Here is a 21,697-nt window from a genome sequence, read left to right as displayed (position 1 = left end):
ACGGCGACGCCAACCGATCGGGCCGCCGCCCCGCCCTGCGGCACCGACGGCTGGAGCGTCAGCCGACGCGCAGCGTGAGGACCGCGGTGTGCACGCGTCCGTCGGTCTGGAACTGCAGGAAGACCCGCCAGTTCCCGGGCCTGCCAAGCAGGGCGTAGAAGGTCAGCGTCGGCCCGCCGTGATCCCCGTTGACGCGGGTGATGGGGTGGAGGTGGGCCAGCGCCTGGTCCCCCTCGTGGAAGGCGCTGAGGTGGGCGTAGCTGTCGAGGTACGGCTGCAGGTCGGTGACCGGTCGGCCGTCCTCGCTGATCGTGACGGTGAGCGGGCCTGCCCGACCGGCCGTCAGGTCGCCCCGGACGGCGACGGTGTACCCGTCGACCGTGGTGCTGTCGGTGACGGCGGGCAGAGGCGCCGGGGCCGCGTCGCCGGGCACCGTCACGGTGCGGCTGAGGACGAATTCGCTGCCCTTGCGGGGGCCGGTGTTCGGTGTGAAGGAGGCGTACAGCCGCCAGTCGCCCGGTTCGAGGGCAGCCAGGTCGGCGGCCCAGGTGCCGTCGGCGGCCATCGTGGGGTGAAGGTGCTGGTAGCCGGTGAGGTCCGAGCGGATCGCATAGAAGTGCAGTTGCTTGCCCTGGACTTCGGCGAAGTCGGTGACCGGCTTTCCGTCCGGCCCGACGACGGTGAACGGATAGCTCACCGCCTGGCCGGCCGGGAGTCCGGTGGCCCGCGAGTCAAGGCGGTAGCCGTCGCTCTCGGCGGCGAGCCCCTCTCCGGCCGGCATGCCGGGCATCCCCGCTGCGCCGGTCACGCCGGGTGTCGCCGTCGTGCCGTGGTCCATACCCGGCATTCCGGAGTGCTCGGTGTGCGCGGAGTTCGCGGAGTTCGCGGAGTTCGCGGAGTTCGCGGAGTTCGCGGAGTTCGCGGAGTTCGCGGACGAGCTTCGCGCAGGCAGCACGAGCAGGGCGATCGAACCGACGGCCAGCACGAGCGAACAGGCCCAGAGGAAGCGGTGTCCCATCCAACGATTGCTCACTGCGAACCTTTCCTGCGCCCTTCGGCCGATCAGGCCGCGATGCCCAGGAGATCCGGAAGGCCCGGCATCGATAACGGAAAGTCGATGCCTTCGCGGGGGCGGCCTTCGCGGGGGCGGCCAGGGTGAAGAGTCCACCGGCAGCCGGGAGGTGTTCGGCCCCCCTTCAACCCGCTGGGCCTGTGCCCTGCCTACCGTCCCAGCTGGTCCGCCAGGGCCTCGATGGTGCGCCGCCTCGGGGTGAGAGCCGCGACCGCCGATCCGTCCGCGAAGTGCAGCCGGAACCGGGCCATCGCCTGCAGCCTCGGACGGCGTTCGATCCGCGTGACCAGGTGGCGCGGTACGTGCCACAACACCTCGCCGGCCTTCCGGATGTCGCGCGCCGAGACGAACGCGACGCGCCGGTCGGTGACCACGAGCAGCTTGTGGATCGCCGTACCGGCACCGGTCGGGAAGCCGTGCGCCAGGCTGCCCGTCTCCCCCGCGACCGCGCCGACCCTCGCCAGCCTGTTCCCGAGTTTCGCGCCCGCCCCGTCCCCCAGGCCCTTGGCCCCGGCCACCGGGTAGACGGTAGCCACGTCCAGCGTCCGCTCGCCCGCTTCCAAGAGCGGTTCCACGGCCTGGCGGTAACGGTTCACCAATTTGTCGGTCATTCGCTCAGGCTAGCGAAGATCACGAGCCGGCCGACCACCCGTACGGCGCTGCCCCGATCCCCGTGAAACGAACGGCTACCAGCGACTACGACCGGCTACCAGTGGCTGCGAGCAGCTACCAGCGGCTTACGACCGGCCCGTCGGGTTCCGGAACGCGCGGTCGGCGGGGCCCGGCACGAGGGGGGCGATGACGTGCTGGGTCGGGTTGGTGGTGTCGTCGGCGCCGTCGTCCGAGTTCACCGAGGTGGTGATCGAGCTCGTCGCCCAGGAGACCACGCCGAGGAGGATGAAGACGACGAGCAGGCCGCGTCCGGCGCCGCTCAGGACGAGCGGGCGGGTGGCCGACACCGGGCCGTCCGGCTCGCTGCCCGGCTCCTCGCCGAACAGGCGCTTGGGGTAGGCGGAGGAGAGCATCACGAAGTAGGCGGTGCAGCGCATCCGGTAGCGCAGGATCGCGGTCGTCGCCTCGTACAGCGGCTGCGGCATCCGGCCGAGGACCAGCACCACGAGCCAGATCACGAACGACACCATCCACCAGCCCGCGTACAGCAGGCCCTGCACGATCGCGGCGGGGATGACGAGGACGATGCGGAAGAGGACGGCGAGCCGGTTCAGCTCGCCCGGCCGCAGTCCGACCTGCACGGGGTGGTCGGGGGCGTCGAACCGGAACGGCGGGTAGCGGTCCACGGTGAGCATCAGGTAGGCGGCGAAGCGGGTCTCGTACGGAACGAACGCGGTGAGGTAGTCCACCGCGAAGCCGGGCAGCCGACCGAGCACCAGCGCGCCGAACCAGCCGATGACGGTGACGAAGAACGCCACCACCGACAGCAGCCACACCACCACGAACTGGGGGATCAGCAGCAGCACGCGCAGCAGCACCGTCCAACGGTTCTGTGCACCGGCCGCCGGCATGTCCAGCACCGGGAGCCACTCACGGCTGACGGGGGCGGGGGGTGCCTGCCACATCCGGGCCTCCACGGTCTCGGGACGACGGGGCCCGGAGGTCGGACGCGGCCGGGCGTCCTCCGAAGATCGCAGCACCCCGCCCGGCCCGCGCGCCACGCTGCGCCGGACGGGTCAGCGCTTCGCAACCTGCGGGGGCCGGGTCAGTCGGGCGAGCCCGACCAGATGACGTTCTTGCGCTGCAGCCCGGAGCCGTAGTTGAACTCGACGGTGAAGGGATCCGCCGCGCCGATCGGCAGGGCGTACGCGGACAGGCCGGTCGCCTCCTGGCCCGGCGACAGGGAGCCGGCGAGGACCTTCAGCCGGTTGCTCCCGTCGATCAGCGAGTAGACGAGGCCGCCCTTGGCGTCCCTGACGAACGGCATGCCCGATCCGTACAGGGAGAGCTCCTGGGATCCGGTGTTGACGACGGTGATCTTCACCTGGATGATCCTGGCGTTCTTGGGGGCCTCGAACACCGTCTCGCTCGGCACGTACGGCACCGGCACGGCCATCGTGACCTTCAGCCCGTCCCCGTACGTGTAGGACTGGCCGAACGACAGGCGCCGGGCCCGCTCGTCCGCGGCCGCCTTCTCCCGCTCGGCCTCGACCCTCTTCTGCTCGGCCTCGACCCGCTCCTTCTCCTTCGCCGCCCGTTCCTGGGCGGCCTGGATCGCGGCCTCGGCGCGAGCGCGTGCGGCATCCGCCTCCGCCCGCCGCTCCTCGTTGACCGCCTGCACCCGTACCACGACGAACGCCCCGGCACCGACCGAGACCAGCAGGCCGGTGACACCCAGGATCACGCCCGCGAGCGCATTCGCCCGGTTGGTCGCCACGCCCTTGCGCACGTGGCCCAGGCCGATGGCACCGAAGACCACGGCGAGCAGGGCCGGCAGCCAGGACAGCCAGAACAGGACGACGGCGAGGCCGAGGACCGTACCGACGATCCCGAGCACCATCGCCGCGGTGCCCAGGCCGTTGCGGGGCTGCGGCGCCGGCATCGGATACGGCGGCCAGTACGGCACACCCGGGGCCTGCCCGGGGGCAGCGGCAGGGGCCGGGACCTCTCCGGGGGCCGCGGCAGGTACGGCAGCAGTCGCGACGGCAGGCGTAGGCGTAGGCGTAGGCGCAGGGACCGTGGCCCCGCCCGGCGCCGGAGACTTGCCCTGACCCGGGTCCGGCGGCGCCCACGGGTTGCTGTCGGCCGACCCCTCGGCAGACTGCGGGCTGCTGTCGGCCGACCCCTCGGCAGACTGCGGGCTGTCGGGCGGGACGGAAACGGTCATACGGGATCCTTCGAGAACGTTCAGATGACGAGCGGCCGTCCAGCCCCGGGTCGAGGTCTTCCTGACGCCCCGGCGACGGCGGCCCCGGCCTCCCCGCGAGAGCGGTCACCAGCCCGGGCCGCACCCGCACGCCGGCACCCCCGGGACGGGACACCACCAGGGCCGGCGCGTGATCAACATACAGGCGCCCGGAAACGGCCCCCACACCGCGGTCCGCAGCCCGACCCAGGACCCGCAGGCGAGGTTCGTCGGCGCCCGACCGGTCAGGTAGCGCGGCGGTTGACCCCGTGGAAGCCGAGCCCGGTGAGCGCGGCGCCCGCGAGGAGGTAGAGCGCGGCGTGGTTCAGCGTGGTCGCGTCGAGCCGGATGAGGCGAACCAGCTACTCGTGACGACGCCGCCATGACGGCAGCGACGTCGTATCCATGCCATCCGCCCGCCGCCACTGAACGACGCTTCGCAATCCGCGCACGACTGACAGCGAAGCGTCATATCGGCGCGGCTTGCCACAGCGCCTGCCGATCACTCAGTTCAGCACCACGGGCGCGACAATCAGCGGCCGGCCATGGAAGGGATCCGATGGAGAAGGCCACGACCGAACGTACTGTGAACGGCGGTCCCTCGCTGCCCGGGGGCGGGATGCGGCGGGTTGCCCAGGCCCGGTCGGGTAGGCGGTCGGGCCTGGCTGAGTACCCGTACTCAGGCCGGGCGGCCGGGTCCGGCCGGAGCATGGGGGCATGCAACCAGCAGCGATACCGAGGATCGGCATCACCGCCGTCGGCTCCCATCTGCCGGCCCGCCGGCTCACCTCCGGGCAGCTCCAGGACGAGGTCACCGCGGGCGGCCGACTGGCCCTGCCGGAGCGGATGTTCGAGAAGGCGACCGGCATCCGCACCCGGCACTTCGCCGGCGACGACGAGTTCGCCTCCACCCTTGCCGTCGGCGCGGCGCGGCGCGCGCTCGCCGCTCGCGGGCTGCAGCCGCAAGACGTGGACCTGCTGCTGTTCGCCTCCGCCACCCGGGACGTGTGCGAGCCGGCCACCGCGCACATCGTGCAGGCCGAACTCGGCACGCGTGCGCACGCGTTGGACGTCAGCAACGCCTGCAACAGCTTCCTCAACGGGATCGACCTGGCCCGCGCGATGATCCTGGCCGGACGGGCCCGGCGCGCGCTGGTCGTCACCGGCGAGACGCCCAGCCGGGCGATGCGCCGCACGCCGTCCTCCCCGCAGGAGGTCCGGGACGGCTTCGCCGGCTACACCTTCGGCGACGCCGGGGCGGCCGTCGTCGTCGAGGCCGTGGAGCACGGCGGCATCCTGGAGGTCGAGACCGCCACCGCCTCGGAGCACTGGGAGGCCGGCGGCATCCCCGGCGGCGGCTCCCGGCACCCGCGCGGCGACGAGCACAGCTACTTCCGGGGCGGCGGCAAGGAGCTGCGCGGCATCTTCGAGGAGATCGGCCCCGCCGTCCTGGCCCGGCTCGCCGCCCGCACCGGCCTCGGCTGGGACGACTACGCCCGGGTCCTGGTGCACCAGGTGACGGTCCCGTACCTGGAGCGCTTCGTCGAGCTGACCGGGGTGCCGCCGGAGAAGCTGGTGCTCACCGTGCCGGAGCTCGGCAACATCGCCAGCGCCACGCTGGGCGTGCAACTCGACCGGATTCGCGGCACGTTGGCGCCCGGCGACAAGGTCCTGCTGGTCGGGCTCGGCGGCGGCGTCAGCCTGATGGCCGTGGTCTGGGAAGCGTCGTGAGGACCGACCTGTGGGTGGTGGTCCCCGCCTTCCAGGAGGAGGCCCGGATCGGGGGCGTGCTGCGCGCCCTCGCCGCCCAGCGCGACCGCGACTTCACCCTGCTCGTCGCCGACAACGGCTCCACCGACGGCACCGTCGCCGCCGTCCGCGCCTTCGCCGCCCACGCGCCGTTCCCGGTCGAGGTGGTGGTCGAGCCGGACAAGGGCGTCGGCTCGGCGGTGGACACCGCCTTCCGCCACGCCATCGCCCGCGGCGCCGCCCTGCTCGCCCGCACCGACGCGGACTGCCTGCCCGAACCCGGCTGGACGGCCGCGGCCCGGGCCGCTCTGGTCGCCTCCGGCGGCCTGGTCTGCGGCCGGGTCACCGCCCGCCGCGACGAGCACGGGCCGGCCGGGAGCGCGGTGTTCCTGGTCCTGGTCGCGCTCGGCGCCTTCTTCGGCCGGATCCGGCCCGCCCACCGCCGCCGGCACGGCTACCTGACGCCGTACCGGATGCACGCGGGCAACAACATGGCGATCACCGCCGAGCTGTACCTGGCCGTCGGCGGCATGCCCCGCCGGCCCTCCCCCACCGACCGGGCGTTCCTCAACACGGTCCGCCGCCACACCACGGCGGTGGTGCGCCGCCGCGACATGGTGGTGCAGAACTCCACCCGGCGGATCCGCGCGTACGGCGTGGTGGGCACCGCCCGCTGGTACCTGGAACGCGGCGCCGACCCGCGCCCCGTCGACGTCCGCTGAACCGGCCGGTGACAGTCGGCGATAGCCGATGACTGCTGGTGACCGGCGGTTTCCGCCGCCCCGACGTACGCCGTCCCGACGTCCGTCCTGCCGATCCCGCGCCCCGAAAGCAGCCCCTGCCGTGCTCGACCGCCTCGCCCACGTCCTGCGCACCGACCACCCCGACCGGCCCGCCGTCCTGCGCCACACCCGAACCGGCGCCATCCGACCGGTGATCCGCCGCGGCGAACTCGCCGACCTGGCCGACGGCTACGCCGCCGCGCTGCACGCCCACGGCCTGGGCCCCGGCGCGACCGTCGGCGTCGCCGTCCGCCCGGGGCCGCGCGCGCTCGCCGTCATGCTCGCCGCACACCGGCTGGGCCTGCGCATCGCCGTCCTCGACCCGACCGCCGGGCCCGACGTGCTCGCCGCCCGGCTCGCCCTGGCCCGCCCCGATCTCGTCCTCGCCGACGCGGCCGCCCAGGCCGTGGCCGGCTGGGCCGGGCCCTTCGCCCGCCGCGCCGACCTGGCGCTGCCCTGCCTCGCCGCGCTCGGGCCGGTCGCCACCCTGGGCCGCCGGCTGCCCGGCTGCGCACCGCGCCTGCGCCCGGCCGGTACCGCCCCGCCCACCGCTCCCCCGCCGGGCGACGACGACGACCGCAACGGAGACGCGGTGATCGTCTTCACCTCCGGCACCACCGCCCGCCCGCGCGCCGTCGTGCACACCCGGGACGGCCTGGCCGCCGGGCTGCGCACCGTCGCCGACCTGGTCGACCCGCGCCCCGGGACGGTCGTCCTCGGCGGGACCTTCTTCGTCCTCGTCCCGGCACTCGCCGCAGGCGCCGCCGTCGTCCTGCCCGCCCGTCGCCCCGCCGCGCTCGGCCGCCAGCTCGCCCGGCTCGCCCCCGCCCACACCTATCTCACCCCGCCGCAGCTGCGCGCCGCCCTCGCCGCCGGGGCCCGCTTCACCGGCCGGGTCTGGACCGGCTCCGCCCCCGCCGACGCCGGCCTGCTGCGCCGCGTCAAGCAGTCCGGCGCCCACCAGGCCTGGAGCGTCTACGCGTTGACCGAACTGTTCCCCGCCGCCGCGGTCGAGGAGGCGGACAAGAGTGCCCACGGCGGGGACGGCGACCTGGTCGGCGCACCCCTGCCCGGCGTCCGCGCCCGCATCGACACCAACACCGGCACCGGCACCGGCGGTGAACTGCTGCTCACCGGCCCCGGCGCCCAGCACCGCTACCTCGGCGAGGAGCCCGACCCCTGGGTGCGCACCGGCGACCGCGCCGCCCTCACCCCGGACGGCCGCATCGTGCTCGCCGGACGCCTCAAGGACATGGTGCTGCGCCGCGCCGAGAACATCTACCCCGGCCTGTACGAACCCGCGCTGCACCTGCCGGGTGTCGAACTCGCCGTCCTGGTCGGCGTGCCGGCCGGGGACGGCGACGAGCGGCTGGTCGCCCTGGTCCAGCCGGCCCCGGGCACCGACCCGCGACGGCTGCGCGAGGACCTGCGTCGGCCGCTCGACCGGATGAGCGCGGCCCGGCCCGACGCCGTCCTGTTCGGCGAGGTCCCGCTCGCCGGCCGCTCCCGCAAGCCCGACCGCGCGGCGGCCGCCGCGCACTGCGCCCGGGAGCTGGCCCGGTGACCCACTAGCCGACCCACCAGCCGACCCACCAGCCGACCCACCAGCCGACCGACCAGCCGACCCAGCCGCCGTCCGACCAGCCAACCCGTCCGATGCCCCCACCCGCCGCCGCCCGCCGGGCCCGCCGCCGCGACCGCCGGGTCTACCTGCGCAGCCACCCGGTGCTCTTCGCCCTGCTCGCCGCCACCCGCCGCCGCCCGGCGGTCCGGCTCGGCCGAACCGTGCTCGTGCACGGCGGCGAGGCCTACCGCGAGGCACTCACTCGGGTGCCGCTGGACCGCACCGCACCCGGCACCACCGGCGGCGCGGCGGCCGAACTCACCGACGGCGGCCTCCTGTTCGACCAGGACGGCGCCGAGCACCGCGTCGCCCGCCGCACCCTGGCCGGCGGGCTCAACGCCGCCGCGCAGCAGCGGATCCGCCCCCACTGGCAGGCGTTGCTCACCAGACGGATCCCGGACCTGGCCGACGGCGAGCTCGAACTCGTCGCCCTGGCCCGCGAACTGGCCGGTGTCACGACCGCCGCCCTGACCGGCGCGACGGGCTGCCCGCACCAGCTCGCCCACGCCGCGGCCGAGGCCGCCGCCCACGCCGCCCGCGACCACCTTCCCGGCCCCCGTCTCCGCCTGCGCCTCCGCCGCGGCGGCCCGGGCACGGCCGACGCCGCGGCCCGGCTCACCGCCCTGCTACCCGACGCGCGCGACGCCATGGTGGCCGTCGCCGCCGTGAACACCACCGTGGCCGCCCTGCCCCGGGCGGTCGCCTGGTGCGCCGACGCCGGGCTCTGGCCGGCCGTGAGCGAGGCGACCGCGCCGCGCCTGGCCGCCGAACTCCTGCGCCTGACCGCGCCGTCCCCGCTGCTGCCCCGGGTCGCCGCCGCCGACGCCACGCTCGCCGGGCACCCCGTACGGGCCGGCGACCGGCTGATCCTGGTCGCCCGGCACGCCGCCGGGGCCCACCTCCGCACCCCTGCCTACGACCCGTCCGCCGGCCACGCCACCGATCCAGCCGCCCAGCCCGCCGCCCACGCCACCGACCCGGCCGCCGCCCAGGCCGTCTTCGGCGCCGGACCGCACGCCTGCCCCGGTGCGGGCCTGGCCCGCACCCAACTCGCCGACGTGCTCCTCGCGTTGGCTCCTCACCGGCCGGTCGTCACCCGCGCCCGGGTCGACTGCCGATCCGCCCTGCCCGGCTACGCCGAACTCACCCTCCGACGGGGAAGGCCCTGATGCGCGTCTCGATCACCGGCGCGACCGGCTTCTGCGGCGCCCACCTCGCCCGCACCGCTGCCGCCCTGGGCCTGGACGTCACCTGCCACGGCCGCCGCCCCGGCCCGGTCGGCCGCCACTCCCCCTGGGACGCCACCGCGGGCGAACCCGACTTCACCGGCGCCGACCTCGTCGTCCACTGTGCCGCCGCCGTCGCCGACCTGCCCCCGGGTCACCCCGCCGAAGCCCACCAGCACGCCGTCAACGTCACCGGCACCGAGCGCGTCCTGCGCGCCGCCGCCGGCCGCCCCCTCGTCCACGTCAGCAGCGCCAGCGTCTACGACCCGCGCACCACCGGGAGAACAACACCCGCCCTCACCGAGGACCACCCCACCACCGCCGGCCACCTCAACGCCTACGGCCGCACCAAGGCCGCCGCCGAACGACTCGCCCTCGCGGCCGGCGCCGTCGTCCTGCGCCCCCGCGCCGTCTACGGGTACGGCGACCCCCACCTCGTCCCGCAACTGCTCGCCCGCGCTCGGCACGGCGTGCTGCCACTGCCCGGCCCCGACATCCCGCTCAGCCTGACCGCCGTCGCCAACCTCACCGACGCCTGCCTGGCCGCCCTCGGCCTCACCGGCACCCCGCCCTGGCCGCCCGGCGCCTACAACATCGCCGATGCCACCCCCTACCGCCGCGACGACGCCCTACGCCACGTCCTCACCGCCCACCGCCTCCCCGCCCGCATCGCCCACCTCCCCGCCCCTCTTGCCCGCATCGCCGCCCGCACCGGCCGCGTCCCCGGCCTCACTCCCTACACCGTCGACCTCCTCACCCGCGGCGTCGTCCTCGACCTCACCCGCGCCCACGCCCAGGGCTGGCACCCCGCCCACGGCCTCGCCGACTACCGCTGCCCCCGCCTCGACCGCTGATCGGGCCGAAGGGACAGCGCCCCGACGGGTCCGTCGGCGTGGGGTCGAGGGGGAGCGGCCGGGGCGTCGCATAGTCGGAAGGCCGATGACACCTTCCGATCATGAGACGAGACGATGATGCGTCTGCCCCGCCGACCGGCCGTCACCATGGCCGTCGCGCTGCTCCTCGCCCCCGCAGGCTGCGGCTCCCCGACGGCGCCGTCGGCGGCCGGCCGGAGCCCCACCGTCGCTGCGCCCGCCGGTGCCACCGCCACCCCGTCCCCGACCGGGCCGCGGGCGTTCACCCTGGTCGCCACCGGCGACGTGCTGCCGCACACCGAGATCATCCGGCAGGCCAAGGAGGACGCCGGCGGGGACGGATACGACTTCCGCCCGATGTTCGCCGACGTCAAACCGCTGATCAGCGGCGCGGACCTCGCCATCTGCCACATGGAGACCGTCTACGGCGTCGACGGCGGGCCGTTCACCGGCTACCCGGCGTTCAAATCTCCGCCGCAGGTCGCTGCCGCCCTCAAGGACGCCGGCTACACCGCCTGTGACACCGCCTCCAACCACACCCTCGACGACGGCCCGGACGGCATCCGGCGCACGCTCGACGCCATGGACGCCGTGGGCCTGGCGCACACCGGCTCCGCCCGCGACGAGGCCGAGGCCGGAAGGCCCGCGCTGCTCCGGGCCGGCGGCGCCACCGTCGCGCACCTCGCCTACACCTACGGCACCAACGGAATTCCGCTGCCCACAGGCCGGCCCTGGGCGGTGAACCTGATCGACCGGGACCGGATGCTCGCCGACGCGCGCGCCGCCCGGGCGAGCGGTGCGGACCTCGTGGTGGTGAGCATCCACTGGGGCACCGAGTGGCAGGACGCGCCGAACGACCAGCAGCTCACGCTGGCCCGCGAACTGGCCGCCGGGCAGGGCGCGGGCCGGCCCGACATCGACCTGATCCTCGGCACCCACGCCCACATCCCGCAGGCCTACGAGAAGATCAACGACACCTGGACGGTGTACGGCCTCGGCGACCAGCTCGCCGGGCACATGTTCACCTACGACGGCGCCGAGGATCCACGCGGCAACTGGAGCTCCATCGCCCGGTTCACCTTCACCCCGCCGGGCGCGCAGGGGCAGCGGTGGACGGTCGCCAAGGCCGAGTTCATCCCCCAGGTGACGGACCTAGGGCCGCCCTACCGCGTCCTCGACCTACGCCAGGCCGCCCGCCGCAACCCCGGCCGCGCCGACTACGCCCGGGCCCTGGAGCACATCCGCTCGGCGGTGCTCAGCCGGGGCGCCGCCACGTCGGGGCTAGCCATGGTCCCCTGAACCCGGTGGCGGCCCGCGGGCCGCTATTGCTTTCCGGCAGGGTGGAGTGGATGAGCCTTTCAGCTACTGAAGCGACCGAGTTCCGGAGGTGGTGTTCACACCGACGGCGGACGGCATTCGAACCCGAGAGCCACGGATCGACGGTGCGGGATCGGCGTCCCGGTGCCGGGCGGCACGGGCCCGGAGGTCGACGACTGCTCCGCCCGCACCAACCCGGCCGCCGACACCGGCGGTCCCGCTTGGTTCGAGACCGCGTCGGGAGGAGAATGATCAGGTGCCGGAGCCGAGCTGAGGCTGCGGTCGGCGTGGCTCTCATGCCGTGGATTGAGACGAGGGACAGCACCGATGGCAACAGGCGTTGTGAAGTGGTTCAACGCGGAGAAGGGCTTCGGCTTCATCCAGCAGGACGATGGCGGCCCGGACGTGTTCGTCCACTTCTCCGCGATCCAGGGGTCGGGCTTCAAGGAACTGGTCGAGGGCGAGGCCGTCGAGTACGGCCTCGTGCAGGGTCCCAAGGGACCACAGGCGGAGAACGTCACCCGTATCAGCTAGGGATCTTCGACCGGGCCGGAATGCCTGGTCAGGGCCCGTGCACAAGGCACAGGGGTGTCCTCGAAGCCGTCCGACGGCTTCGAGGACACCCCTGCGTGTTGTGGGGCGGGCAGCGGCAGGGCGCCGGCCCGGCCCGGCCCGGCCCGGCCCGGGAAGCGTGCGCGGCAGCGTCAGTGGCCCGCGCCGGGGCTGCGGTCGTCCAGCACCACCCGGGGCCGATTGTCCGGGCCGTCCGGCGTGCCCGTTCCCGGCCGGGTCGCATTGACGACCTCGGCGATCCGCTCGTACGCGGTCACGGCCAGCGACCACGTCTCGATGCTGCGCTCGGCGTCCAGGCCCCGGTGCACCGTCGTGTGCAGGGCGTTGAGCAGCGCGACCGCACTGCGGCCGGACAGGACGGTGTCGGGGTGCTTGTCGAGGTCGGTGCCGCCTCGTTCCCAGTCGCGGCGCTGGTCGCGGTCGATGCCGGCCGGGTCGGTGAAGTGCGGGTTTCGGTCGTCGGTGCCTGCGGTGCGGACCTGACCGGCGAGGAAGTCCCAGGTGTGCGGGTGGCAGGCGATGACGAGCTTGTGGACGGCCGAGGCCTTGCGCAGGGTGGCGACGTGGGCGGGCCAGGCCATCGTGGGCGGGATGAGGTCGCTGGTGCCACCCGCCGGCGGCCGCAGCGGAGCCCCGGCCGTGGTGGTGCGGGCCTGCTCCGGCGCGGCCGACGTGTCGGCGGCCGGTTCCTGGGGCGCGGGGGAAGCGTGGAGTTGCTCGGCCAGGACCTGCCGGATGTAGTCGCGTACGGCCGGGGGGACGTCTTCGGCGCCGGGCCGGGGGGTGGGCTCGGTCATGGCTGGTTCCTCCGTGCTGGTGGTGATGGTGGTCGGGTCCGGGGCGGGGCCCGGAACGGAGTCGTCGGCCTCGAGGCGGGCGGGGACGAGGTCCTGCTCGTCGAAGGCACCGGGGCCGGGTTGCACCGCGGTGGCGTCGGGTTCCACCAGCTGCTGCTGCGCGGCTGGTGCGCCGAGGCGATCGGGGTGGCCGGGGTGACCGGCCTGGGCGAGGTCGAGGCGGGCCTGGGCGAGGTCGGCGAGGAGTTCCTCGATGCGGTGCTGCTGCGCGGAGTTGTCCTTGCGGAGCTTGGCGGCCTCGGTCTGCTCGGCGCGCAGGACTCCGATGAACCGGTCGCGGTGCTCGGTCAGTTCGGCCCGAACGGAGGCGAGCAGTCCGCTGATCATCTCCTGGTACCGGGCGGGGAGCCCGTCCAGTTGCGTGCGGACTTCGGACAACTCGGTGACCAGCGATTCGACGTTCCGGCCGGTCTTCGTTACGGGCACTGGCTCTCCCGGGTATCGCGGGCCTTCCCTCGGCCGCGGCGCACTCAGGGTGGCGGTCCGGCTGAGCGCCTTTCCCGAAGATCGGACGGTCTGTCCGGAACACGATCGACTACTGTCCGAAAGCGCCTGGCTACCGAACGATTGTGCGGCGAGGCGTCGATCCTGGACAACGCACGGCGGATCCCGCTCGCCCGCTCGGCCGGACCGTTCGCGTCACCGGGCGGCCCGCAGAAGTTGGCCACTCGGCCGACGGCTGCCTGCCATCATCCCGCTAAGTCCCAGGCCTGTGCCCGGGACGTGAGGCGATGGAGGGGCGCGATGGACGCGCGGATCAGGATCACCGGCGGCGACGAGGTGCGGGAGACGGCGGAGCTGTGGGACTGGCTGCGGCGCGAACGCGCGCTCGCGGGGCTGGTCCGGGCCGTCCCGACCCCGCCCGCCGACGGGGAGTTGGGCGGGGTCCATGAGGTCCTGGAGGTTGCCCTCGGCGCCGGCGGCGCGGGCGCGGTGGTGGCCAGGGCGCTGGAGGTCTGGCTGCGGACCCGGCGCTCGGACGTGACGGCCGAGGTGACGACGATGAGTGAGCCGCCCGAACCACCCGCGTTCGCCGACTCCCGGGCCATCCTGATCGGCACATCACCGCCATCCCGGACCCGGCCAACCCGGCTTCGCAGGTGCCGGTCCTGCGACGGCTCGCCAAGGGGACCCGGGACGACCTGCTGCACGCCGGCCGCCGTGGCCGGCAGCGACTGTCTCCAGCAGACGACCGGGAAGGTGACGGACAAGCAGACGAAGGACGGCACCGGCACCGACTTCGACCTGACCATCGCCCGCGATTGGGCCCACGCCGACACCTCCACGGTCGACCAGGCGTTCTACGACGCCGTGGCGACCGGCTCGCAGGTGAGCCTGAAGCTCTGGAAGGGCCGGGTGATGGAGATCTCCCAGCAGGGCCACCGCTACGTCGTCGAGTACACCCCTTTCCTCGCCTGCGCGCGGGATCCTTCCGGCCGTCAGCCGAGTTGGAGTTCGTGAGCCGGCCCCGCAGCCGCGGGGCCCGGGCAGCGGACGAAGGGGGACGAGGGCGGGATGGGGAGCGGAACGGCGCCGGACAACGCGGCGCAGCGGCGGGTCGAGGCGGTCCTGGAGGAGGTCACCGGCTCCGGTGCGGAGCTCGGCGTGCAGGTGGCCGCGTGGCTGGACGGTGAGCTGGTGGTGGACGCCTGGGCGGGCGCGGCCGACCGGGCCGGGGACCGGCCGATGGGGCCGGACACGCTGGTGCCGGCCTGGTCGATGGGGAAGGGGGTGGCGGCCGCCCTGGTGGCGGTGCTGGTGGACCGGGGCGTGCTGGCGTACGGGGACCCGGTGGCGCGGTACTGGCCGGAGTTCGGTGCGGCCGGCAAGGAGCGGATCACGCTGGGCCAGGTGCTCTCCCACGTGGCCGGGCTGCCGCAGCTGCCGGCGGACGTGACGCCCGAACGGCTGCTGGACCTTCCGGCCACGGCCGCCTGGCTCGCCGGGCAGGAGCCGCTGTGGAAGCCGGGCAGCGCGGTCGGCTACCACGCCTGGACGTACGGGGTGCTGGTGGCCGAGATCCTGCGCCGCGCCACCGGCCGGGGCTGCGACGAGCTGCTGCGCGAGGAACTGGCCGGGCCCCTCGGGATCGCCGACGACCTGCTCTTCCACGCCCCCGAGCACCTGCTGCCGCGGGTGGCCACCTGTGACGACGGCGGCTGGGCGGCTCGGCTGGAGGGGATCCCGGCCGGAGCTCCGTTCTTCGTCTGCGCCCCGCGCGCCGTGCTCCCCGTGGCCGGGCTGGCCAACCGCGCCGACTTCCGGCGCACGCCGCTGCCGGCCAACGGTGTGATGACCGCGCGTGCGGTCGCCCGGCTGTACGCGGCGCTGGCGGGCGGCGGTGAGCTGGACGGGATGCGGCTGCTCTCGGGACCGGCCCTGCGGGAGGCGACCACGGTCCGCGCGAGCGGCGTGGACCGGATGCTGGGCATCCCGTGGACGATGGGCTACGGCTTCCTGATCGGGGACGCCTCCTCGCCGCCGGTGCGTCCGGCGGGCGGCTTCGGCCACAGCGGGTCGGGCGGCAGCACGGCGTTCGCCGACCCGGCGCACCGGTTCTCCTTCGCCCTCGTCAAGAACCGGATGACCACCGGCGGCCTGGACGCCCGACTGGCCGCCGAGATCCGCACGGCGCTGGGCATCGCGGACGGCTGAGGACACGACGGGCCGCCGGGCCGCCGCATCCCCGGCGGCCTGTGCGGCCCCAGCGGCGCGTCGTCGGCGGCGGGGGAATTCCGGCGGCTTCCGATCTGCCGGTCCGTCACAATCCCGGAACGTCACTTCCTGCTGATTATCCGGGTGCGCGATTCGGCGAGTGCCGCGACCGATTCCTGTTCACTCCCCCCTCCCCCGCAGGTCGCTCCCCGAACACGGGTCGCCGGGGCGAACCGTCGTTCCCACGAGGGGACGACCGGTTTCCGGCAGGGAATCTCGTACGGAATCCGATACGGAATCAGGCCCGGGAGCCGACCATTGTGCGCAAACACAGGCGGGTCGCGTCAGACTCCCAGTTGATCTTCTGAGATGCTGTTCCTGTCCGCCGTTCACGACTTCGAACGGCGGGCGTCCGCAGTACCGGGTAGTCCGCCCGGGAAGCCCACGGAGAGAACGGAACATCATGAAGCCATCCGTGCTTGTCGTGTCCACCGACCCCCAGGGGTCCGCCGTCGTCTGGGCGGAGAGAGTGGGCGACAACCTGCCCTTCGACTTCATGGCGGCGCACGACCATGCCGAACAGCTGATCCACCTCAAGAACACCGGCGCGAAGATCCACGTCATCGCCAACCAGAAGGGCGGCGTGGGCAAGACCACCACCACGGTCAACCTCGCGGCGTGCACGTTCGACGTCCTCGGCGAGAAGGACGAGTACGAGCACATCTTCATCGACACGCCGGGCACCCTGGCCGACGAGGAGATCCTGCGCCGGGCCCTGGAGATAGCGGATGACGTCCTGGTCCCGATGATCACCGAGCCGCTGTGCTTCGACCCGACGGCCCGGACCATCCAGAAGGTCATCGAGCCGATGAACATCCCCTTCCGGATCGTCATCAACAACTGGGACCCCCGGGACGGCCGCGCCGACCTCGAGGACACCGAGGCGTACATCGCGGCGAAGGGCTGGCCGCGTGCCAAGACCGTCCTGCGCCGCTACAAGATCCACTCGCGGGCGGTCGCCGAAGGCACCGTCGTCACCCAGTACAAGGAGAGCGGCACCGCCTACCGGGCCCGCGAGGACTTCTTCCGGCTGTCCCTCGAGCTCGGGTACGGAGGCCGCTGATGGCAGGCCGTCGCGTCTCCTTCGCCTCGATGGCCACCGACCCGGTCGTCGACGCCCCCGGCGTCGACAGCGCCAACTCCGCGGCCAACAACACCCCGGCCCGGTGGATCCCCACCGCCAACTGCCTCCCCAACCCGCGCAACCCCCGCGACGAACTGGGCGACCTCTCCGACCTGGCGAGCATCAAGGACCGCCAGCTGCAGAGCTGCCTCGCCGTCACCCCGGCCGCCTACCTGCGGCTGTGGCCGGAGGACCGGCAGGCACTCGGCGCGGGCCCGCAGGACGTGGTCGTCGTCAACGGCAACCGCCGCCGCGCCGCCGCGCAGCTGTACGGGCGCGAGCAGCTGCTCGTCGTCGTCGACGACACGGTGGCGGAGTCCAAGGCGACCCTGCTGCGCGCCGCGCTCGACGAGAACATGGCGCGCAAGGACTTCGACCCGATCGAGGAGGCCAACGCGGTCCTGCTCATCGTGGCGCAGTACCCCACCGCCAAGGAGGCCGCCGAGGCCGAGGGCTGGTCCCAGAGCTGGATCTCGCACCGCAAGAACCTGCTGAAGCTCCACCCCGAGCTGCAGCGCCAGGTGCGGGCCAAGGCGCGCGGCGAGGAGGGCGTCTCCATCAACGTCGCGCGCCGGCTGGGGTCGGTGAAGGGCATCGAGGAGATGTCCCTGGCCCAGCAGACGTCGGAGCTGGAGCAACTGCTCCAGGCCGACGCCGACGCGGTGGCGGCCAAGCGGGCGGCGAGGCTGGAGGCGAAGGCCGCGCCCAAGGCCACTCCTGCCGTCGCGCAGGCTCCGCAGCCGGTGGTCACATCTGCACCGGCCGCCCAGCCGACCGCTCAGCCGGCCGCCCGGCCGGTGGCGGAGGCGGCACCGTCGGCGGCGGCACCGGCTGCGGCGGAGCCCGCGGCCCCCGCCGCACCTCGGCCGGAGCCTGCTCCGCGCAGTCCGCTGCCGGACGCCGAGCCCGCCACGGACACCGACCGATTTTCCGCGGAAAATTCCGAGCCGCTCCCGATGCCGGAGCAGCGGGCCGTCGTCCCGTCGTCGGACGAAGCGCCGTCGGCCGCCACTCCGTCGACGGAACTCGGCAACGTCGACTGGCACGACGTCGAGGAACTGGCAGACGCCATCTGCCGCACCCTCTCGGCCGACGAGGCCTACCGCCTCGCCGACGCCCTGGCCAACCGTCTGCTGACGACCAGCAGCTGACACGTGCGTGGTGTCCCGCCTTGCCCATCGGGTGAGGCGGGACACCACGTCTCTTTGAGGCCCCGGCGGGGCATTCCGACCGGCGCCTCCATCGCATGCCTCTCGGGACTGGGCGGGCCATCCCGAGCCACGGCGCCGGACCCATGACACGATGCCAGTCCTCCCCGCGCCCGCAGGGGCCGGCCGCATTCGTCATCCGGCCCAGCCCCGGCCGCCTCGTGAGAGGATCCTGCCGACATTTCTGCGCGAGGAGGCACACGGCGGACGACCGCTCGAAGCATGACCACTCCGGATGGGAGGAGGTCGTGCTCGCGGCCCGCGAGCGTGCCCGCTCGCGGCAGGCCCACATGGTCGAGCGGTTCGGGCTCTCGGGTGATGTGCAGTACCACTGGTCGATGGACGATGCGCAGATCGCGTGGTCCCGCGCCGGGAAGGTGTTCCTCACCGGCCGACTCACGATGATCGGCAGCGTCAGCCTCGCCCAGCAGTCCTGGCTGTGGTCCTGGGCGAACGGGTCACTGCCGCAGGCCGTCCTGGGCGACATCGAGCGGGTCCGGCAGTTCGGCGAGGCGAACGACTACCCCGTCCTGCCGTGGCCGGGCTTCGACTACCACCCCGAGCTCGTCGCCGAGGCCCGGATGGTCGCGGCATCCGTGCTCGACGCCGAGGGCCTGTGGGCGGAGTCCCTGGATGACGTACAACTCCACTTTCTGGTCCACGACTTGGTACTCGCCGACTGAACGACGGTCACGGGCCCAGCGGCACTCGGCACTGCCCGGTGCCGTGGACGTGCCTGAAACGCCTCACCCGGTGCGGACCCAGGCAGTGAAGTCGTCAGCGAGTCCGGGCGGGTTGGCCGCCTCGGTCCGGCGGGCGATGGCCTCGTAGTACTCCAGCTCGTGGAGGATCACGGGCACCGGCCTGCCGATGGTGTTCTCGATGACGCCCTCGTCGTGGAGGTCGCGAGCGAGCTGCACGCACGTCTGGTTGAAGTTGGCCTCGATCAGTGCGGCAGTCGGCCCGACGGTGGTCATCCAGTCGTCGGGGTGGGCGGGGTCGTCGTACCAGAGTCCGAGGTCGGCGATCCACCGGTGGCGGGCTGCGGCTCCGTCGGGGTCTCGGGTGAGGTCGCCGATGACAGTGAGCTCGTTCTGGAGCCAGAAGGCGTAGTTCCAGCGGGCTTCTGCCTCGTCGGAGGCGTTCGCGATGCTGCGTCGGAACTGAGCTTCGGTGTTGAATCCGATGGTCAGCGTGGGCTGTCGCGGGTCGTCCCGCTCGTTGTCGACGAAGAACGAGAGGACGTAGATGTCCGCTGCCTCGGCAGCCGGGATCGAGCTGATCGCTCGCGTGGCGAGGGTTCGGAGATGGTCCTGGAAGGTCACGGGGTCGGAGCCTTTCGAGTGCGGAGCCGGATGCCCGGTTGGTCCTCTGGCTCAGGGCGGGCGGGTGACCGGCGGTTCGATCCGAGTCGGATCACCCCAGCAGTCCAGGACCGTCCGGCATGATCACCCGCACCCGTGCCTATCAGTGTCGCGGATCCGGCTCCCGTCCAGCCTCAGGGCATGCAGTTCCTCGTTGTGCCCGTGGGAGGCCGGAAGGTGGCGTCGGTCCTCCTTCCCACGGCTGAGGTGAAATCCCTTTGCCAGCCGTTGCCGCGTGACCCGAGACTGGGTCCATGCTCGGATTCGTCAGGACCGACAACGAAGCCCTCGTCTCGTGCTTGGGCGACCCACAGCGCGCCGTGGCGGCCTACCAGGAGCTGCTGCGACGCAAGGAGGACTCGGTGGGCGCCATCCGCGCCGGCCTGTCCCACGAGAACGCGGCTGTCCGTGAGGGCTGTTGCCGCCTTCTGGACCACCTGGTCGACACCGCGTCCATGGGTCGGCTCATCACCATGACCGACGATCCCGACGCCCGGGTCAGGATCGCCGCGTTCCACGCCCTGGCCTGCGACCGGTGCAAGGGCGACACCTGCGCACCGGGCCCGGACCGGGTCCTCGAACCCGCACTGCAGCACCTGGCCTCCGACCCCGACGCGCAGGTCCGGTCGAGGGCCGCTGAACTCGTCGGCAAGTTCGTCCATACCGATGCCCGCGCCGTCGCCGCTCTGGAGGCGGCCCACGCCCAGGACCCGAGCCCGGCTGTCCGGAAGAAGGCGGGCTGGTACACGCCAGGAGGGGCCATCTACGAACGGACCGTCCCACGCGCACCGCGGTAACGGGACAGCCCTGAGGGATGCCCCGCCGCGGGACAGCGGCTCCGACGGCACCCGTTGCCACTACCGCAGCCGAACGCCCGGCGTGCGCGCGGTGCCCTTTGCGCGGATGCGCTGGCCGAGGAAGAGGGCGGCGCGGTCCAGTGCCTCGTCGGCCTCGTCCAGGACACCGGCGAACGCCTGGTAGACGTGCGGGACGTCGGCGGTGATGTCCAGGATGACGTCCACTCCGGCGTCCCTCGCGCGAGCGGCCATGCGCGTGGAGTCGTCCAGGAGCATCTCGTTGGTGCCCGCCTGGAGGAGCATCGGGGGAAAGCCGGTCAGGTCGGCGAGGGTGGCGGGGCTGAGCAAGGGCTGGTGCGGGTCCTGTCCCGCGAGGTACATGGCCCCGGTGTGTTCCATGGCCGCACGCGTGAAGAACGGATCGATGCCCGCCTTGGTGTCCATGCTCGCGCCCGTCCGGGTCATGTCGAGCCCTGGGGAGAACGCGACGATCGCGGCGAGCACGGGCAGGCCCGCGTCGCGGGCGGCGAGGCAGGTGGCGACGGTGAGACCGCCGCCGGCGGAGTCCCCGGCGAACGCGATCGCCGAAGGGTCCTCGCCGCTGTCGAGCAGTGCGCGGTAGGCGCTCACCCCGTCCTCGATCGCGGCCGGGAACGGGTGCTCGGGGGCGAGCCGGTAGTCCAGCGAGAACGCCCTGAATCCGGTTCTGGTCACCAGGTTCCCCGTCAGCGACATGGCCGTCTGCGGTGAGCCGACCACGTAGGAGCCGCCGTGGAAGTACAGGATCGTCCCGGCCTTCGGGGCGCCGGCCGGCTCGACGAGCATCGCGGGCCGGTCGCCGAGCGTCGCGGTCCGGGTGCGGATCCCGGCCGGGACGATCATTTCGGCCATCATCGCCCTGAACCCGGCACGGAGTTCCTCCACCGCCCGAGGGCCCTCGGGCCGGGGCTGCCGGACCATCGCGTCGATCTCCGCGCGCTGTTGCCTGCTCATCGTCGCCGTCTCCATCTCAAGTGCATTCCAGAGAACTATATGCCCAGGCATTTAGATTAAAATATATGCCATGGCATCTACGTCAAGCGGTGACCGGGTCGACCTCCCGGGCTTCTTCGCCGATCTCGTCCGCTGCGAGACGCGCCTCTACAACGCGCTGAACGACCGTCTCCGCGAACGGCACGGGATCGTCACCTCGCAGTTCGAGTTCCTGCGCTTCCTGCGCGACCACCCCGGGTCCCGGGTGGCCGACCTCGCCGCCGAGTTCGCCATCGGCATCGGCGCGACCAGCAAGGGCATCGACCGCCTGGAGAAGCAGGCATGGGTCATGCGGCAACCCAACCCGTCGGATCGCCGCTCATCACTGCTGGACCTGACAGACGACGGCCTGCAACTCGTCGAGGCCGCGGCGGCGACCTTCACCGAGGCACTGGCCGAGCTGACCGCAGGCGCCCTCGCCGGCCCCTCGGGACCGGCCGCCGTCCAGCTCCTGTCCGAACTTCGCTCCGCACTCGAACGCGACCAGATCGGCATGCCCACGGGCTGACCGGCACGCGCCTCCCGCGCG

General features: G+C 73.4%; 21 protein-coding genes. 14 read left to right on the top strand and 7 right to left on the bottom strand.

What is annotated here, in order from left to right; genetic code table 11:
- Nucleotides 1-58: 58 nt before the first annotated feature.
- The 4 genes from ACZ52J_RS36600 to ACZ52J_RS36585 form a co-directional block, all read right to left on the bottom strand.
- Nucleotides 59-1,033: a hypothetical protein gene (locus ACZ52J_RS36600; protein WP_465625031.1), complete on the bottom strand. Its 975-nt coding sequence runs from the start codon at nucleotides 1,031-1,033 to the stop codon at nucleotides 59-61.
- Between the two features lie 188 nt (nucleotides 1,034-1,221).
- The gene (locus tag ACZ52J_RS36595; RefSeq protein WP_360504768.1) at nucleotides 1,222-1,683 is read right to left on the bottom strand and encodes a hypothetical protein; all 462 of its coding nucleotides are present in this window, start codon (nucleotides 1,681-1,683) and stop codon (nucleotides 1,222-1,224) included.
- A 126-nt stretch (nucleotides 1,684-1,809) separates the two neighbouring features.
- Nucleotides 1,810-2,649, bottom strand: coding sequence for a DUF4389 domain-containing protein (locus ACZ52J_RS36590; RefSeq protein ID WP_465625029.1), 840 nt, complete (start codon nucleotides 2,647-2,649; stop codon nucleotides 1,810-1,812).
- 140 nt (nucleotides 2,650-2,789) lie between these two features.
- Complete coding sequence (locus ACZ52J_RS36585) at nucleotides 2,790-3,626, bottom strand: DUF4190 domain-containing protein (RefSeq protein WP_465625027.1); 837 nt, start codon at nucleotides 3,624-3,626, stop codon at nucleotides 2,790-2,792.
- Nucleotides 3,627-4,646: 1,020 nt separating this feature from the next.
- Between ACZ52J_RS36585 and ACZ52J_RS36580 the strand changes: the two genes are divergently transcribed.
- The 7 genes from ACZ52J_RS36580 to ACZ52J_RS36550 all read left to right on the top strand — a co-directional run bounded on the left by ACZ52J_RS36580 (nucleotide 4,647) and on the right by ACZ52J_RS36550 (nucleotide 12,033).
- Nucleotides 4,647-5,660, top strand: a complete 1,014-nt coding sequence (locus tag ACZ52J_RS36580) for a 3-oxoacyl-ACP synthase III family protein (protein ID WP_465625025.1) — start codon at nucleotides 4,647-4,649, stop codon at nucleotides 5,658-5,660.
- Nucleotides 5,657-6,400 (top strand): glycosyltransferase family 2 protein, encoded by a 744-nt coding sequence (locus tag ACZ52J_RS36575; RefSeq protein ID WP_465625023.1) that lies wholly within the window; start codon nucleotides 5,657-5,659, stop codon nucleotides 6,398-6,400. The genes ACZ52J_RS36580 and ACZ52J_RS36575 overlap by 4 nt, the downstream gene beginning before the upstream one ends.
- Before the next feature lie 121 nt (nucleotides 6,401-6,521).
- A complete protein-coding gene (locus tag ACZ52J_RS36570) occupies nucleotides 6,522-8,024 on the top strand; it encodes an AMP-binding protein (protein ID WP_465625021.1) in 1,503 nt (500 codons plus the stop codon).
- A gap of 92 nt (nucleotides 8,025-8,116) precedes the next feature.
- On the top strand, nucleotides 8,117-9,253 hold the full coding sequence (locus ACZ52J_RS36565; protein WP_465625019.1) for a cytochrome P450 family protein: 1,137 nt from the start codon (nucleotides 8,117-8,119) through the stop codon (nucleotides 9,251-9,253).
- Nucleotides 9,253-10,164, top strand: a complete 912-nt coding sequence (locus ACZ52J_RS36560; protein ID WP_465625017.1) for an NAD-dependent epimerase/dehydratase family protein — start codon at nucleotides 9,253-9,255, stop codon at nucleotides 10,162-10,164. Before ACZ52J_RS36565 ends, ACZ52J_RS36560 begins: the two co-directional genes overlap by 1 nt.
- A 114-nt stretch (nucleotides 10,165-10,278) precedes the next feature.
- The gene (locus ACZ52J_RS36555) at nucleotides 10,279-11,481 is read left to right on the top strand and encodes a CapA family protein (protein WP_465625015.1); all 1,203 of its coding nucleotides are present in this window, start codon (nucleotides 10,279-10,281) and stop codon (nucleotides 11,479-11,481) included.
- Between the two features lie 345 nt (nucleotides 11,482-11,826).
- A complete protein-coding gene (locus ACZ52J_RS36550) occupies nucleotides 11,827-12,033 on the top strand; it encodes a cold-shock protein (protein ID WP_360504783.1) in 207 nt (68 codons plus the stop codon).
- Between the two features lie 170 nt (nucleotides 12,034-12,203).
- Here ACZ52J_RS36550 and ACZ52J_RS36545 read toward each other — a convergent pair whose 3' ends face one another.
- Nucleotides 12,204-13,355, bottom strand: a complete 1,152-nt coding sequence (locus tag ACZ52J_RS36545) for a hypothetical protein (protein ID WP_465625013.1) — start codon at nucleotides 13,353-13,355, stop codon at nucleotides 12,204-12,206.
- A 318-nt stretch (nucleotides 13,356-13,673) separates the two neighbouring features.
- Between ACZ52J_RS36545 and ACZ52J_RS36540 the strand changes: the two genes are divergently transcribed.
- The 5 genes from ACZ52J_RS36540 to ACZ52J_RS36520 all read left to right on the top strand — a co-directional run bounded on the left by ACZ52J_RS36540 (nucleotide 13,674) and on the right by ACZ52J_RS36520 (nucleotide 18,658).
- Nucleotides 13,674-14,390 (top strand): effector-associated constant component EACC1, encoded by a 717-nt coding sequence (locus ACZ52J_RS36540; protein ID WP_465625011.1) that lies wholly within the window; start codon nucleotides 13,674-13,676, stop codon nucleotides 14,388-14,390.
- Nucleotides 14,391-14,444: 54 nt separating this feature from the next.
- Nucleotides 14,445-15,584 (top strand): serine hydrolase domain-containing protein, encoded by a 1,140-nt coding sequence (locus ACZ52J_RS36535; RefSeq protein ID WP_465625009.1) that lies wholly within the window; start codon nucleotides 14,445-14,447, stop codon nucleotides 15,582-15,584.
- A gap of 475 nt (nucleotides 15,585-16,059) precedes the next feature.
- Nucleotides 16,060-16,707, top strand: a complete 648-nt coding sequence (locus ACZ52J_RS36530; protein ID WP_465625007.1) for a ParA family protein — start codon at nucleotides 16,060-16,062, stop codon at nucleotides 16,705-16,707.
- Nucleotides 16,707-17,918, top strand: coding sequence for a ParB/RepB/Spo0J family partition protein (locus tag ACZ52J_RS36525; protein ID WP_360504793.1), 1,212 nt, complete (start codon nucleotides 16,707-16,709; stop codon nucleotides 17,916-17,918). Before ACZ52J_RS36530 ends, ACZ52J_RS36525 begins: the two co-directional genes overlap by 1 nt.
- A 305-nt stretch (nucleotides 17,919-18,223) precedes the next feature.
- The gene (locus ACZ52J_RS36520) at nucleotides 18,224-18,658 is read left to right on the top strand and encodes a DUF6882 domain-containing protein (RefSeq protein WP_465625004.1); all 435 of its coding nucleotides are present in this window, start codon (nucleotides 18,224-18,226) and stop codon (nucleotides 18,656-18,658) included.
- A gap of 63 nt (nucleotides 18,659-18,721) precedes the next feature.
- Here ACZ52J_RS36520 and ACZ52J_RS36515 read toward each other — a convergent pair whose 3' ends face one another.
- Entirely contained in the window at nucleotides 18,722-19,300 is a 579-nt protein-coding gene (locus ACZ52J_RS36515; protein WP_360504796.1) for a hypothetical protein, read from the bottom strand.
- A gap of 293 nt (nucleotides 19,301-19,593) precedes the next feature.
- On the opposite strand from ACZ52J_RS36515, the gene ACZ52J_RS36510 reads away from it, so the two are divergent.
- Nucleotides 19,594-20,136 carry a HEAT repeat domain-containing protein gene (locus tag ACZ52J_RS36510; RefSeq protein ID WP_465625001.1) on the top strand — a complete coding sequence of 181 codons (543 nt, stop codon included), beginning with the start codon at nucleotides 19,594-19,596 and terminating at the stop codon, nucleotides 20,134-20,136.
- Between the two features lie 60 nt (nucleotides 20,137-20,196).
- On the opposite strand, the gene ACZ52J_RS36505 is transcribed toward ACZ52J_RS36510, so the two are convergent.
- Nucleotides 20,197-21,129, bottom strand: a complete 933-nt coding sequence (locus tag ACZ52J_RS36505; protein WP_465624999.1) for an alpha/beta hydrolase — start codon at nucleotides 21,127-21,129, stop codon at nucleotides 20,197-20,199.
- A gap of 70 nt (nucleotides 21,130-21,199) precedes the next feature.
- Between ACZ52J_RS36505 and ACZ52J_RS36500 the strand changes: the two genes are divergently transcribed.
- On the top strand, nucleotides 21,200-21,676 hold the full coding sequence (locus ACZ52J_RS36500; RefSeq protein WP_465624997.1) for a MarR family winged helix-turn-helix transcriptional regulator: 477 nt from the start codon (nucleotides 21,200-21,202) through the stop codon (nucleotides 21,674-21,676).
- Nucleotides 21,677-21,697 lie beyond the last annotated feature (21 nt).

The organism is Kitasatospora sp. NPDC034035, assembly GCF_055575755.1.
This window is presented reverse-complemented; position numbering and strand designations above follow the sequence as displayed.

What these genes read in the sequence shown, in the direction of transcription:
- ACZ52J_RS36595 (WP_360504768.1), bottom strand. Translation starts at nt 1,683, where the DNA reads ATGACCGACAAATTGGTGAACCGTTACCGCCAGGCCGTGGAACCGCTC.
- ACZ52J_RS36590 (WP_465625029.1), bottom strand. Translation starts at nt 2,649, where the DNA reads ATGTGGCAGGCACCCCCCGCCCCCGTCAGCCGTGAGTGGCTCCCGGTG.
- ACZ52J_RS36585 (WP_465625027.1), bottom strand. Translation starts at nt 3,626, where the DNA reads ATGCCGGCGCCGCAGCCCCGCAACGGCCTGGGCACCGCGGCGATGGTG.
- ACZ52J_RS36580 (WP_465625025.1), top strand. Translation starts at nt 4,647, where the DNA reads ATGCAACCAGCAGCGATACCGAGGATCGGCATCACCGCCGTCGGCTCC.
- ACZ52J_RS36565 (WP_465625019.1), top strand. Translation starts at nt 8,117, where the DNA reads ATGCCCCCACCCGCCGCCGCCCGCCGGGCCCGCCGCCGCGACCGCCGG.
- ACZ52J_RS36560 (WP_465625017.1), top strand. Translation starts at nt 9,253, where the DNA reads ATGCGCGTCTCGATCACCGGCGCGACCGGCTTCTGCGGCGCCCACCTC.
- ACZ52J_RS36555 (WP_465625015.1), top strand. Translation starts at nt 10,279, where the DNA reads ATGATGCGTCTGCCCCGCCGACCGGCCGTCACCATGGCCGTCGCGCTG.
- ACZ52J_RS36550 (WP_360504783.1), top strand. Translation starts at nt 11,827, where the DNA reads ATGGCAACAGGCGTTGTGAAGTGGTTCAACGCGGAGAAGGGCTTCGGC.
- ACZ52J_RS36540 (WP_465625011.1), top strand. Translation starts at nt 13,674, where the DNA reads ATGGACGCGCGGATCAGGATCACCGGCGGCGACGAGGTGCGGGAGACG.
- ACZ52J_RS36535 (WP_465625009.1), top strand. Translation starts at nt 14,445, where the DNA reads ATGGGGAGCGGAACGGCGCCGGACAACGCGGCGCAGCGGCGGGTCGAG.
- ACZ52J_RS36525 (WP_360504793.1), top strand. Translation starts at nt 16,707, where the DNA reads ATGGCAGGCCGTCGCGTCTCCTTCGCCTCGATGGCCACCGACCCGGTC.
- ACZ52J_RS36510 (WP_465625001.1), top strand. Translation starts at nt 19,594, where the DNA reads ATGCTCGGATTCGTCAGGACCGACAACGAAGCCCTCGTCTCGTGCTTG.
- ACZ52J_RS36505 (WP_465624999.1), bottom strand. Translation starts at nt 21,129, where the DNA reads ATGAGCAGGCAACAGCGCGCGGAGATCGACGCGATGGTCCGGCAGCCC.
- ACZ52J_RS36500 (WP_465624997.1), top strand. Translation starts at nt 21,200, where the DNA reads ATGGCATCTACGTCAAGCGGTGACCGGGTCGACCTCCCGGGCTTCTTC.